General features: G+C 30.8%; 15 protein-coding genes and 2 pseudogenes. 9 read left to right on the top strand and 8 right to left on the bottom strand.

Annotated features, from left to right (window positions below):
• Positions 1–362: cytidine deaminase (locus RRB46_RS10265; protein ID WP_311538469.1), on the top strand; the 362-nt coding region annotated here is incomplete at its 5' end.
• Entirely contained in the window at positions 353–1,045 is a 693-nt protein-coding gene (locus RRB46_RS10270; RefSeq protein WP_019108018.1) for an MBL fold metallo-hydrolase, read from the top strand. The genes RRB46_RS10265 and RRB46_RS10270, both read left to right, overlap by 10 nt.
• Before the next feature lie 334 nt (positions 1,046–1,379).
• Here RRB46_RS10270 and RRB46_RS10275 read toward each other — a convergent pair.
• From RRB46_RS10275 to RRB46_RS10285, 3 genes and pseudogenes are all read right to left on the bottom strand, one after another.
• Positions 1,380–2,207: pseudogene (locus tag RRB46_RS10275) on the bottom strand (IS256 family transposase).
• Positions 2,156–2,302 (bottom strand): hypothetical protein, encoded by a 147-nt coding sequence (locus RRB46_RS10280; RefSeq protein WP_262121634.1) that lies wholly within the window; start codon positions 2,300–2,302, stop codon positions 2,156–2,158. The pseudogene RRB46_RS10275 and the gene RRB46_RS10280 overlap by 52 nt, the downstream one beginning before the upstream one ends.
• Before the next feature lie 140 nt (positions 2,303–2,442).
• The gene (locus RRB46_RS10285; RefSeq protein WP_311538470.1) at positions 2,443–3,315 is read right to left on the bottom strand and encodes a hypothetical protein; all 873 of its coding nucleotides are present in this window, start codon (positions 3,313–3,315) and stop codon (positions 2,443–2,445) included.
• A 283-nt stretch (positions 3,316–3,598) separates the two neighbouring features.
• Here RRB46_RS10285 and RRB46_RS10290 point away from each other — a divergent pair, with 283 nt between their 5' ends.
• The 7 genes and pseudogenes from RRB46_RS10290 to RRB46_RS10320 form a co-directional block, all read left to right on the top strand.
• Positions 3,599–3,967, top strand: coding sequence for a hypothetical protein (locus RRB46_RS10290; RefSeq protein WP_262121638.1), 369 nt, complete (start codon positions 3,599–3,601; stop codon positions 3,965–3,967).
• Positions 3,948–5,279, top strand: coding sequence for a helicase HerA domain-containing protein (locus tag RRB46_RS10295; RefSeq protein WP_311538471.1), 1,332 nt, complete (start codon positions 3,948–3,950; stop codon positions 5,277–5,279). The genes RRB46_RS10290 and RRB46_RS10295 overlap by 20 nt, the downstream gene beginning before the upstream one ends.
• Before the next feature lie 83 nt (positions 5,280–5,362).
• On the top strand, positions 5,363–5,881 hold the full coding sequence (locus RRB46_RS10300; protein WP_262121642.1) for a hypothetical protein: 519 nt from the start codon (positions 5,363–5,365) through the stop codon (positions 5,879–5,881).
• Between the two features lie 150 nt (positions 5,882–6,031).
• Entirely contained in the window at positions 6,032–6,547 is a 516-nt protein-coding gene (locus RRB46_RS10305) for a hypothetical protein (protein WP_311538472.1), read from the top strand.
• Positions 6,540–6,743, top strand: a complete 204-nt coding sequence (locus RRB46_RS10310) for a DUF3173 family protein (protein WP_311538473.1) — start codon at positions 6,540–6,542, stop codon at positions 6,741–6,743. Before RRB46_RS10305 ends, RRB46_RS10310 begins: the two co-directional genes overlap by 8 nt.
• Complete coding sequence (locus RRB46_RS10315) at positions 6,736–7,941, top strand: site-specific integrase (RefSeq protein ID WP_262121649.1); 1,206 nt, start codon at positions 6,736–6,738, stop codon at positions 7,939–7,941. The genes RRB46_RS10310 and RRB46_RS10315 overlap by 8 nt, the downstream gene beginning before the upstream one ends.
• A 764-nt stretch (positions 7,942–8,705) precedes the next feature.
• Positions 8,706–8,894 (top strand): annotated as a pseudogene (locus RRB46_RS10320) (hypothetical protein); the annotation flags it as partial.
• A gap of 133 nt (positions 8,895–9,027) precedes the next feature.
• Here RRB46_RS10320 and RRB46_RS10325 read toward each other — a convergent pair.
• The 5 genes from RRB46_RS10325 to RRB46_RS10345 are packed head-to-tail and all read right to left on the bottom strand — an operon-like array spanning position 9,028 to position 13,275.
• Positions 9,028–10,407: a HAMP domain-containing sensor histidine kinase gene (locus tag RRB46_RS10325; protein WP_311538474.1), complete on the bottom strand. Its 1,380-nt coding sequence runs from the start codon at positions 10,405–10,407 to the stop codon at positions 9,028–9,030.
• Positions 10,398–11,057, bottom strand: a complete 660-nt coding sequence (locus RRB46_RS10330; RefSeq protein ID WP_311538475.1) for a response regulator transcription factor — start codon at positions 11,055–11,057, stop codon at positions 10,398–10,400. The genes RRB46_RS10325 and RRB46_RS10330 overlap by 10 nt, the downstream gene beginning before the upstream one ends.
• Positions 11,058–11,089: 32 nt before the next feature.
• Positions 11,090–11,830: a lantibiotic immunity ABC transporter MutG family permease subunit gene (locus RRB46_RS10335; protein ID WP_311538476.1), complete on the bottom strand. Its 741-nt coding sequence runs from the start codon at positions 11,828–11,830 to the stop codon at positions 11,090–11,092.
• Positions 11,830–12,570, bottom strand: a complete 741-nt coding sequence (locus tag RRB46_RS10340; RefSeq protein ID WP_311538477.1) for a lantibiotic immunity ABC transporter MutE/EpiE family permease subunit — start codon at positions 12,568–12,570, stop codon at positions 11,830–11,832. Before RRB46_RS10340 ends, RRB46_RS10335 begins: the two co-directional genes overlap by 1 nt.
• Positions 12,571–12,573: 3 nt before the next feature.
• The gene (locus RRB46_RS10345; protein ID WP_311538478.1) at positions 12,574–13,275 is read right to left on the bottom strand and encodes a lantibiotic protection ABC transporter ATP-binding protein; all 702 of its coding nucleotides are present in this window, start codon (positions 13,273–13,275) and stop codon (positions 12,574–12,576) included.
• Positions 13,276–13,750 lie beyond the last annotated feature (475 nt).

Genomic DNA, 13,750 nt, shown 5'->3' on the forward strand with positions numbered 1-13,750 from the left:
CTTTCAGTATAATTAATCATAAAAAGTTACGGAACTTTGGAACTTCAGGGCATGTTGCGTGCGCGTTGGAGACAAATAGCGGTAACATCTTTACAGGAATATGCATTGACTTGCCCTGTTCTATTGGCTTATGCGCTGAACAGTCAGCTATTGCTGAAATGGTAAAGAACAATGAAACTGCAATCAAAAGGATTATCGCTGTATTTGAAGATGGGAGTATACTTCCACCATGTGGAAGGTGCAGAGAGTTTATTGCACAGATAGATAATCAAAATATAGAGACCCAAATTGTATTACCTGAAATGGAAGAAGTGTTGCTGAAAGATTTATTACCAGAAAGGTGGGATGGCAAATGGAACTGAAAAAGATAACTAGCAGGGTCTTTTATTATCCACATCAACCAGAAACTGATAGGCCTATGTTGGCATACTTAAATGGAGATAAAATTGCACTTGCCATTGATGCAGGAAATTCAGCAGACCATGTTGATGAATTTTATAAATCCCTAGAAATCGAGGACCTAAAGAAGCCAGATTTTACTGTCATCACTCATTGGCACTGGGACCATACCTTTGGAATGCATAAAATTCACGGATTGTCCATTGCACACCATAAAACCAACGAGTTTTTGAAACAGGAAAGAGCCAAACTATCTGACAGTGCATATATAAAATTTTTGATAAATGATGATGAGTGCCTAGCTAGAGAATATGTAGATAATAAAAGAATTATTGCCGTTCTATCGGATATCCAATTTGAAAAAGAGCTTACCCTTAATCTCGGTGGAATAACCGCAATGATTTTTCATACGGTTTCACCCCATTCGGAAGATACGGTGCTTATCTATATTCCTGAGGAAAAAATATTGTTCTTGGGAGATTCAACAAGCGAGGATTTCTACAATGATGGGTATATGGATAAAGAAAAATTAATGTCATTAACAAATTTGATAGAAAGTTTCGACTGTAAGTATTGTATTTTAAGTCATGCAGAGCCTCTAACTAAATCAGATTTATTAGATTACTTAAAATCCATTCTAAAATAATAATCCATGAGGTGTATTGATATGTTCCCGTCTACCGATAGCCCCAAAAACGCAGTGGATATGTTCCCGAGAACGGACACACTCAAATGACATTCATTCTATCCTCTCAAGCCATGTTGAGAGCGTGGTATTGATGTCAAAAATAAGATTATAGGTTATAATATTGTTGAAAGTAGTAGCTTTTAGGATTTTTAGAGGGTTTTGTATGAATTTTGAAAAAATTGTAATTAGTTTATTACCTATAGCAGGATGGCTTTTGTCTTTCTTTTATAAGTATAAAGCAAATGGAAATATAAGTAAGTATAGTGGATTTAGAACAGCATTAAGTATGAAATCAAAAGAAAATTTCTTCAAAGATACCTAGATTTGTTAGGGCCAAGTCTTCTGTTGGTGCTTTGTATATTGCTTTTAAGTCTTTCATTAATTCTTTTATGTCTTTGTATGATACATATTTTGTTGAGTTTCTTAATTGATGGATTATGCACTTTTGTATTTCTGCTTTTGGATATACTGCTTCTATAGCTTGTGTGAATCCAGGTAGGTTATCTGTTGATATTATTAGTATATCATCAAGGCCTCTTTCTTTTAGCTGGTTTAATACTAGGAGCCAATATTTGCTTGATTCATTCTCTCCTACCCACATTCCTAGAATTTCTTTAAAACCTTCAAGATTGTACCCTAATGCAATGTATACTGCTTTTTTGACTACTATGTTGTTTTCTCTTACATGGTAATCTATAGCGTCTAAAAATACCATAGGATAGACTTTTTCTAAGGGTCTATTTTGTCATTCTTCTATGGTTGGTAGTATTTTATTAGTTATTTTGCTTACCATTGTTTCAGATATTCCAAATCCATAAATATCTTTGATGTGACTTGATATATCTCTTGTGGTCATGCCTTTTGCGTACATTTATATTATCTGATTTTCTATGTTAGATATGTCTTTTTCGTACTTTTTTAATGCTTGTGGTTCAAAGGATCCTTCTCTATCTCTCGGAATATTTAAATCTATATTTCCATAGGATGATTTTACAGTTTTTTTACTTGAGCCGTTTCTTGTATTAAGTGATAATGGCTTTTCACCATATTCATAGTCTAAATGCTCATCTAATTCTGCTTTAAAAGTTCTTCCATTGTATCGCCTAGAAGTTCTTTTAATACTTCTTGAATGTCTCGTGCATTTTGAGGATTATATTCTTCGATTAACATTTTAGCTATTTTGCTTCCTCTTGATTCGGGTCTTTTTCTTGGCATAAAAATTCCTCCTGATTAGTTTTTTCTTTACCCTAATCAGGAGGTTCTATACACAAAATTTTACACATTCTCGGGCCTACTCCTTTCTATTTATATTTTAATTGATTACATGCCAAAGTTTACATTACTAATTAATTTTGCTATTGACCACTATAATCAATTATAAAAGCTTTTCTAGATATTAGCATATTTTTATATTTGAGATATTTTAAAGTATCGTTGTAAAACTCTAATTTCTCGTTATAATCATTTTCGTTATCAAAATCTTCTTTTTTCGGCTCGGTTGGATAAGAGTCTACAAAATCTTCATCTACATCGTAGTAATTACGATATCCTTCTGTGAACGCCAGTGCTTCAGCTAATAACTTATAATTTATTTTAATCTTAAATTTATCCTCTAATATATATTCAAATATTAATCTGGCATTAAAGTCCAAGTCTGAATAGTATTTTTTGACCCCAAATTTTTCATTATATGCTAATGGCTTATACGACTCTTCTTTTGCCGTTTGTATATAATCATATACTATATCATTATTGTTTTTGAAATGTTTTTTGCTAGGTGGGGTGTCGTATGGTAAGAAATAATTAAACACTTCGACAAACTCATCATAATATTTGTCAACTTGTCTTTGACTAGCCTTACTTATCAGATCCGCATAGCTCTTAAATTTTAAATCTTCCATCTGGTTAGGTTTATCTAAATCTTCTAACTGATAGAATTTATCTTCAATTTTAGGCTTGATTCTGTTTTTTATATCTTTTTTTTCGCTTTCAGTAAAGTAATCGCAATCTGAGTCCAAGTACTTATCAGCTAAATCTACATAAATAAATTTATCTTTCTTATGTTGATGTAGCGTATCCCATTCATCTGGCCCTATATTATAAACTCTCTTTAACATGTCTTTTGTATTCTTTACTATATTATTATGTTCCTTACCATATTTACTATAATGGTTGAATACTTTATCAATATCTTTATTAAATTGATTATTAGGTGTATGTCTTGTCATATTATTATCTCCTTTTAATTAAAAGTTTTTATATATTTATTTACAATTTACCTCATTTGTCGAAAAAATCAATAATATGTCGATAATAAATGGCTAATTTGTAAGATTTTAAATAAAATTCTGTACTTTTTATGTCGATAATATCATGGTATTATATTGGTGAGTACAAGATAGCTATCAATAAGTATTCGAATAGCCAAGATTAAAGGGCTACAAAATTAAGACGAATGTTTCAAATTAATTAATAGTCTTAGGCTATTAATTGTGATGAAAGGATGATAAGATGAAAAATCTTAGTAAATTATTGCTCTTCGATAGCAAAACTTTTTTTGATAGGAAAGAGATAAGAGTTGTTGGTGATGAACCTTGGTATAAATATAGTGCTGATAGTAGTACCAAAACAGTAAAAGGTACTAAATATAAGTGCATAATAGTTCAAGACAAAACGAAATACTCTGATGATACTGTAGGTGGCAACGATGGGGAAGCTTTAGTAATTAAAGTAGAAGATAGTGTGAAACCATATAAAAAGTTTGCAGTTATTAATGCAATTGAACCAGAATGTAAAATATATGGCGAATATAGGAATCAACTATCAGTAGTTGCTAAAGACGTTGAGTTTGAGGTCAGAAATGAAAACAAAAAGATATAAAAGGGGTGCTTACGCACTCTTTTTATTCATCATTAACATCATACTCATGATATTTTTCTCAGTAGTATATCCAAAGCTAAGATTAGAATTTGTTAGATTTGGATTAAAGCTTCCATATATAAATTATCATATCTTTTCGTTAGTGATTGTATTAATTGTTGGTGCACTGTTTGTGTCCTGGTCAATTCGAAATTATTTGAGTAAGGGTTATGAATATGCATTTAATCATTACAGGTTAGATAAGAATGTAAGAAAGCAATTAATTGATAGTGGTTATTATATTGAAAATAAAAGTTTCAACTACTTAGCTATTCCCAATGTAGTAATAGAATTAGATGATGATATGATAAAAGGACAAATAAAGATTGAAAACTCAATTAAATTTGATAAAAAGTTAGAAGATTTAAGGCTTAATGCTTCAATACCTAACTATATTGTGACACAACAATTTCTTGATAAGAATGGTAAATATTATATTTACTCAATTGTATCAAATGAAATTTTCAATCAAAGACTATTTGATGAGGAGTATAAATATGTTGCATGGGCTAACAGTATAAATGATGATTATTCATTAAAACTAACTGATTATGAGACAATACCGATTCATCATATGGGTATAGCAGCACAGACAGGTGGGGGAAAGAGTTTTTTGCTCCAAACCTTAATTATACAAATAGTAAATAAGACAGTGAAACATGAGCTTTATATTATAGACCCTAAGCGATCTGACTTATATAATTTCTCAATACGTGGTTTAAATATAGAAAATGTGGCAGATAAAGAAACTTCTATTGAGTTATTAGAAAAGTTCTATAATAAAATGAAAATAAGGCAAGATGAAATGCAACAAAGTTTTAAACTTCACAGGAATATAGATTATACAGATTTAAATTTGCCAGCTCATATATTGATAATTGATGAATTTGCTGCATTGAAAGCATCATGGAACACTCTAGATAAAAAATCAAGAGACCATATAAATGATATGCTCGAAAACATAGTGTTTATGGGCAGACAATTAGGGTTCTTTATGTTTGTGGTAATGCAAAGATTTTCAGCTGATAGCTTGCCCAAAAGTATAACTGAACAATTAGTAGTAAGAATAGTGTTAGGCGATTCAGATGATCTTACTTATCGAACATTGTTTAGCCAGTCGGTGAATATAGGAAAAATAAATTTAAAACCAGGTATGGGCTACTTATCTTGTCCAGGTGTGGCTAGTATTGATAACCCTGCTTTAATGGTGCTACCGTTTTGTGGGTTTTTAAAGACAGGGCCCCCTCAGGGCGAAGCCACTGAGGGGGCATGATATGGGGTTAGGTAATAACCCCATATCCACCCGTTGGATAACAATCTACAAATGTGTATTTAGTCAAGAAAGGAGCATAAATTATGCTGATAGTAGATGTAGATCAATTTACAATGGTTATAAAACCATCTTACCCATTTGAATATGATGATTGGAGATATGGCGTGGCCATTGATTTGATAGATGAATTTATAGATAAGTCAAAAATATGCTATGTACTAGGGAATATAGTTGAGGCTGATAAGAACTTACCATCTGGTTATACTGAAGGCTATACGATTGAAAATTCATTATATTACTTCTCAATAGCCTTTAACGAAGCTATGCCTAATATGGGTGTAATAGTAAAGTTTAGCGGTCATGCTTGGTCAGTATATATGGAAAACTACGAAAAAATATATGGTGAGAGAATGAACTTGTGGAGATTTTTCTCATTAATTAATTCAGACCTATACGAGTATAGGTTAAGCAGAATAGATCCGTTTGTGGATTTCATTAATGAAGGCATTAATGTGGCTAAGATAAAGAAGTCAATTGAGGCTGGGAGGAGTGAAATAAGGTATGGGAAATCAAGACAAAAGTTTATACGAGAAGATAGTTAAAGATAACTGGCACAAGTCTTATAGGAAGAACACATCTGCAATAAGAGATGTATCAAAAAACTTTAACTGTGAAACACTGTACGTAGGTTCAAAAAAGAAAAATGCTAATGCATTACTACGAATATATGACAAGAAAAAAGAGCAGCTATCATGAAGTATTTAAGACATATAGCTGAGAAAGTAGATGATTGGGTTAGACTGGAAGCTCAGTATTCAAATAAGTATGCCCATCAATTAACGGAAATGCTCAAAGTATGTGAGTCAGATCAAGAGTTTAAAGAAATTATATTGTGTTCAATATTAGACAGATATATGTTTTTCTATACAAAGAGCAATAAACCTACTGAGATGACAAAACTCATGCTAGACGAGTTAGATGAATTAAACTTTACAATGAACTTACCTTCACCTAGAGATAACGAACTTGACAGGTCTATTAATTATTTAACAACTAATAGTGGGCTATTCTCGGTTTTTTATAAAATTAAATTTATATATGGTGAGGAAGGTCTAGAGGATTTTATTATGTATTTGTACGAAGAATTTAAACATAACTATATACCAAATGATGATGTAACAAACTGGCTTATTAAACACAAATCAAATTATATAAATCAAAGTAAGCCATGGATAAGAAAGGACAAAACAGATGACAGTGATGGTTGATAAAGATAAATTAATGGACTTAGGGTTCAAAGAAAACCAAGCAAGAACTATTATAAGATGTGCAAAATTTAATCTTGTAACACAAGGATATCAGCTATATAATAATAAAAGACTGGGGTGCGTCCCTAGCTATGCCGTTGAAGAAATAATAGGTGTTCCTATAAGCGAAGATATTAAAGGAGCACAAAATGAGTAAAAGTAAATATCCATGTGTATATAAAGACAAAAAAGGCAATATATACTATCAAGTAGAACTAGGTGTTAATAAAAATACTGGTAAGAGAATTCAGAAAATGGGTCGAAAAGATGATCAGGGCAAACCTTTCAAAACTTTTAAACAATGTCATGATTATGTAATATCACTTAAAAATAAGTATGCAGAATCTAAGGGAATATTTGCCAATGGAATTGAACTAAATTATTTTATAAATAAGTACTATGTGCCTCACTATAAATCGAAAGTTCAGGAATCGACTTATAAAACTCGAATTCACCAAATAAAGATAATAAAAGAGTACTTTATAGGTACAAAAATTGAAGATATATCGGTTAGAGTTTGTGAAATATTCAAGACAAAATTACTAAATAACCCTAAATACTCACAATCATACTCAGCAATGATTTATGGAACATTTAGGCAGATTTTGGATTATGCGGTCACACTAGATTTTGTATACGAGAATATAAGCAAGAAAACGAAGCCTATACCTAAAGGAAAAGTAAATGTACCTTATTGGACTTTGGAAGAGTTTGAGAAAGTTATATCTACTTTTTGCATAGATGTTTTTTACGAGCATATGTGTTTTGTAATGCTTTGGTTATACTTTAATACAGGTATAAGAGTTGGAGAAGGTCAGGCTTTAACATGGGATAAAATTAACTTTAAAGACCAGAACCTAACTATTAACTCGACAATAGACTTAAAAAGTCCAAGTCAATATAAAATAAAGAATAAAACCAAGACTGAATCTGGCAATAGAATTATATCATTAGATGATACAACAATCAATATTTTGAAAGAATGGCACGAAACACAAAAAGCTCATGGCGTAGATAACTTTGTGATAAGTTATTGTGGGAAGCCATTAGGCAGAAATACAATAGCACGAATAATTGATCGTCATTCAAAACTAGCTGAAGTTAAAAAAATACAGGCTAAAGGATTACGACATTCGCATGTAAGCTATTTAATCAATCATTTTAATGCAGATATTTTAACAGTAAGTAATAGGTTGGGTCACTCAAGTCCAGAAATAACATTAAAACATTATAGCCATCTGTGGCCTAATAGAGACCGAATATTGGCTAATAAAATGACTAATGTAATAAAATTTAAAACATCTGAAAAGTCACTTTATGAATTTAATGGAAACCAAGCAATAAAAAATAATTAGTATAATCCCTATCAAAACCCTATCAAAACAATAAAAAGGGTTTTGAGATAGGCAAATTTCAATAATAGAAGTTGATTGGAACAATTGAATGGGAGTAGTCCCACCATCTAAGGGTGACCGATGCATAAGCATCGGTCATTTTCGAGACGAAGCAAAGCTGAGTCCGAAAAACTAAGCGAGAGTCCGTAGGACTCGAGAGTAATCGCAAGCGATGTTTTTACGTCAGCCCCATATATCGAGCACGAAGTGCGAAGATAGATGGATGGCTGCCCTTCTGCAGCAAAATAAAAAAAGCGCGACCGAGTAGGGAGCACTTTTTTTATTTTGTCGCTGAATGGGATTGAAAATTACGAAGTAATTTTCAAGTATGATAGCGACCCACTCAAACGAAGAGACATTATAATAAAAATAAAGTTAGAAATCGCAAGCGATGTTTTTACGTCAGCCTCATATATCGAGCACGAAGTGCGAAGATAGATGGATGACTGCCCTTCTGCAGCAAAACAAAAAAGATGCGACCGAATATAATGCTAGCAAAAATATCGTAGGCGATATTTTTGACTGGAGCATTTTTTTCATGTATGATAGAGACCCACTCAAACGAAGAGAATAAAAAATAGCTACTAGTACTCAAATGGTACTGGAAGCTAAAAAGAATAAATTGAATAATTCTTCCAAGTGGTTTACATTTGGACAAAAAATTAGACCGTAGTTAAAAGCTACGGTCTTTTTGCCTACATATTACGAGGATTAATTTATTTTGACATCTCCAATGGCTACTTTCAAATGCAACAAATAATATAAACCAGATTGTAAAAATAACTAATACAAGTAGTGTTATTTATAAGAAAGATATTGACTATTTGAGAGAAGAAATAGAAAAATTATCAAGAGAAATATGGCAGATCCATTCCCTACTTCTTAACAAATCAAAAGAAAGTTCTGGTGATTAGTATGGCAATTACAAAAATTCATCCAATAAATTAACTCTAAATTTGGAAATAGGTTACATTACTAAGAGTGAAAAAACTGATAAAAAAACTTAATATTCTCATATATAATTTATGAATACAAAAAAAGAATACCCTATATAAGAGTATTCTTGACAGGTAATAGTATGGTGACTTTTGCGCCTATTGTATCAGTCCTATTTTCTAAAACAAGACTTCCTCCATGCATCTTAATAATTTGTTCGGCAACAAATAATCCGATTCCATAGTTTTCTTTTGAATGCCTACTTTTGTCTCCTTGATAGAATTGATCTTTTGCATATAAGAGGTCTTCACCTGTAAATCCATGCCCTTGGTCTAATATTGATATTTTAAGCTCATCAGCTTTTGAACATATAAGTAACTCAATAGTTGAGCTTTTGGGACTGTGTTCCTCGGCATTACTAAGAATATTAAGAAAGGCTCGTTCAAAATTTTTTAAATCTACTATTAAAATACCATTCTCATAGTTAATATCTTCTAAAAGATTTAACTTATAAGTCGATGTAAATTCTTTAGCTAGTTTTTCAATGTTTTTGACAAATTTTTCTGTCTTAATTTCAAGAAAATTCAATTCATTTGCTTGATTAGATTTATTAACAAGCATTAAAGTTTCAATATATTTATCAATACGGCTTGTGTTTTTTCTAATATAATTTAGATATGTTTGCTGTTCTTCTGTTAGCTTTGTTTCTCCTAATAATTCTGAGTTTCCCTTTATAATTGAAAGAGGAGTTTTTATATCATGGCTTAATGCTGAAATCTGATTTCTTTTTTTCTCTTCCTCTCTCCAGTTTGTCCTTAAAGATTCACTTAATCCTATTTTCATTTTTTCTAAACTATCTAATATAGCATTAAATTCCTGAATATTTGACTTTTTAACTTGTAAGTCTAAGTTTTGTTTCCCAATTTCTTCCGAAGCTTCTAGCAAAGGATTCAATTCTTTCGATATTTTCTTTGCCCAAATTAATGTGATAGTAATAATACTAATAAAACAAAATATTATCAGTAAGCTTAGAAATAAATTATTTACTTGTGGTAGATTTTTTTGCATCCAAGAACTTTTATAATAAGGTTTTAGCTTATAAGCTACTAGTACATATCCATCTGATCTTTGTATTTCCATAAAAGATAAATTGGCATTTGAGTAACCAGAACCCTTATGATAGTTAAAGGCTATATCTTGGATATTCTTATTCATATTTGTTTCTACAACTTTTTCGTCTTTTGCTAAAAATAGATAAGATGTATTATTTGGTAGCAATGATTTATCGAAATTTTTTGAAGTGGCAATATCTATCCTTTTTTCAAGAATTAAACTCTCAGTATGGTTTGCTGGAAATATCCACTTAAATTGATAAGAAGCGGATATAAAAGCTAGTATTAATAAAACGGAGATTGCTAGTCCTAGCCCAATACTTAACAAATATTTAAAAAGTATATTTTTAAGAGATTGACCTTTTGATTTTAATTCCATTTATATCCGATCCCCCATACTGTTTCAATTGGATTTTCATCATATTTTTGAAATTTTGCCCTAATATTTTTTATATGTTCCGATATTGCAGATGCATCTCCTATACCATCAAATCCAAAGATAAGTTCATATATTTGCTCTCTTGAAAATACTTGTCCTTTTCTTTTTGCTAGTAATTCTAAAATTTGATACTCAGATTTTGTTAAATGAACTTTTTCCTCTCCTACAAAAACTTCATTGGAAGATAAATCAAATCGAATCTCGCCGAGATTTAGACTAGTGTGTCGTTCTCTTTTTTCTCGTCTTAAATGGGCTTCGATACGAGCTACTAGTTCTGCTGCACCAAATGGTTTTGTGATGTAATCATCTCCACCAATTAATAATCCCTCAACGATATCTTCTTCCATAGTTTTTGCTGTTAAAAAAAGAATAGGGCAGTCTACTTTATTGCGAATTTCTTTGCAAAAACTAATTCCATCAACATCTGGCATCATCACATCAAGTAAAATCAAATCATATTTACTAAGTTTACTATTATCAATATCTTTAGGGTTTTGATATACATCGACCTTATGGTTGTTCTTTTTTAAAATGTTTTTTATTAGATCAAGCATATCTAACTCGTCATCAACTGCAAGAATTAAAGACATTTTATCACCCCCTAATTTTAAATTAAAAACTTTTATTCACTAACAGATTTCCCATCCCACTTATTAAACCAAATAATTGAGGAAATAAATAGGATTAAGATAATAAAGGATGCTATTATACCCCACAGCCTAAACTCTTTATAAAAATAGGAAGGATCTAAAGCTTTGCCCATCATTATATACATCGCAGGAAGCCTGGAGCCCCAAGTACAAGGTATAAAATACCAAATATTATCACCGATGACAGTCATTAAAAGTAAAGCAAACATTGTTTCTAGAAAACCTAATCCAATAGATGCACCACTACTTAATACGATTGATACCCAAAGATGAATCATGTATAGAGAAAGGCTGCTAATAAGAATTAAGAAAAATTCAATAAGCCAATCTGAGATATTTTGATATCGTGTTAATATTGCAAAAATTATAATAGCTAAAGCAAGAGAAATAACAAATCCCAATTCTAATACAAGGAGTTTTCCTATATAGGCTTTGCTTCTAGATTTTGTAGTAGATAAAAGCGTTTGAAAATTTCCAGCACCAATTTCCATATCAACTACTTTTGAACTTATCAAACTTAATATTATTGGCATTGCCGCTCCTAAAAGTACAAAATAAGTTTGTATTATATCTCTTTCTTCAAAATTTTTTAATCCTGTGGTTTTTAATGCCACATAAAATAGTAAAGAATAGGCTATAGGTAAGACTATGTGAATCCAAGGAAGCCAGGTGCCTTTAATTTTGTATATTTCTGATTTTATTATATTTATCATTACTTTACCTCTTGTTTTGAAAACCATTTTGCACTTATCATTGTTAGTAAGGTAAATAGACATATAGATAAAATACAAGGAATAAGTAATGATGTGTTTGATACCATTGGATTTGATGCTTCTATTAAAATACCACTTGGTAGAATATGCATAACAGGAATCATTAATCTAATTCCCCAAGAATATGGACAATAAATCCAAAAAGCACTGTCAGATATCAAAATTCCTAAGGCTAAACCTAATACTGCATTCATTATAATACTTGTAATAAAGCCAAATTTTTTTGCTAAGAAAAAGCATAGAGGGATTTGCCAAATATTAGTTATTATTAGTAAGAAACTTGCAAATAGTAATGTTGAAAATTCATAGTTTGGTGTTAATTGCTCTCCAAGAAAAAATTGAAAAATATATACCCCTAGCATATGAATTATAGCAGCAATACTCATATAAATAAATGCTGTAATTATTTTTGAAACCCATAACTTTTTGAGATTAATATTTAGAGGGAAAACTGCTCTGTAATTTAATTTTCTACTTTCTTTTCTATCCATCATTGCTGGTATTAAGGCAAAAGTTGCTGGCATTATTATGACGTACCACCAGTTATAGGAATTAGCAGTGAAATAACTTGGCATAAGAAAGAGTGACAATAAGATTAAAGTTATTGGCATAATAACTAATAACTTCTTCAAAAAAGTGCCCTTATGTTTTAAATTTTCTGCACGAATATAAGATATCATTTTTTACACTCCCATTCCACTTTTTATAACATTCATAAAAAGTTCTTCTAAATTGTCATCATGATTAATAATGTTTTGATATTGCAATTTTCCATTATTAATAATCCCAATATGGTCAGCAGTTTGTTCAACTTCTGCTAAAATATGACTAGACAAAATAACGGTTATTCCTTTTTCTGGGAAGGATCTTATTAAATCACGCAATTCCTGAATTCCAAGAGGATCAAGTCCGTTTGTTGGTTCATCTAAAATCAAAAGCTTAGGATTATTTAATAAAGCAATGGCGATACCTAGCCTTTGTTTCATTCCTACAGAAAATAGACTACTTTTCTTTTTGCCAGTATCTTTTAAACCAACTATTTCCAAAACTTCATCAATCCTAGAATCTGGTAATCCTAATAGGAGTGTCCTTACTTTTAAATTTTCCCTAGCCGATAAGTTCTCATACAAGGCAGGCATTTCTATCAAGGCACCAATATCTGATAAATCGTCACGACTCCACTCATGACCTTCAAAAAAGATTTGACCAGATGTTTTATGAATCATTCCAGTAATCATCTTCAATGTAGTCGATTTACCAGCCCCATTAGGTCCTAGCAATCCATATATAGAATTTTCTTTTATTTTTAAAGAAATATTATCTACTGCTTTTTGCCTGCCAAAGCTTTTAGTAAGATTTTTTGTTTCTAATATCAATTTGTCCATAAATGAACCTCCTCTTCATTTTATAAACTTAGTATAAAATACAAATTTAAGGATTCCTTAAGGAAGATAAGATTCTTTAAAAATTTAATGGATTGTTTTTGACTTTATTGTCCGGTACTGGTACTCAAATGGTACTGGAAGTAAAAAAGAATAAATTGAATAATTCTTTCAAGTGGTTTACATGAGGACAAAAAAATAGATCATAACTTAAGTGTTATGGTCTTTTTAATTTGATAGCTTGTACACTTAAAAGCGACAATAAAATGTCGGTTTGAGTGTCGGTTTGAATAAGATTTATCAAAAAGAAAATAAGCACTTTGCAAAAATTTTGAGGCACAGTTTTGCTTTATAGATAAGTGGGAATTTTATATAATATATAGGGCTTGACCTGTCCGTTAGGGACCGTGTTATCCTTTAATCAAAGACCAGCTATCAAATGTCAAGAAAAAATCAAAAAATAATTAATCTTGTAATT

This window comes from uncultured Anaerococcus sp., from assembly GCF_963512375.1.
Taxonomy (GTDB): domain Bacteria; phylum Bacillota; class Clostridia; order Tissierellales; family Peptoniphilaceae; genus Anaerococcus.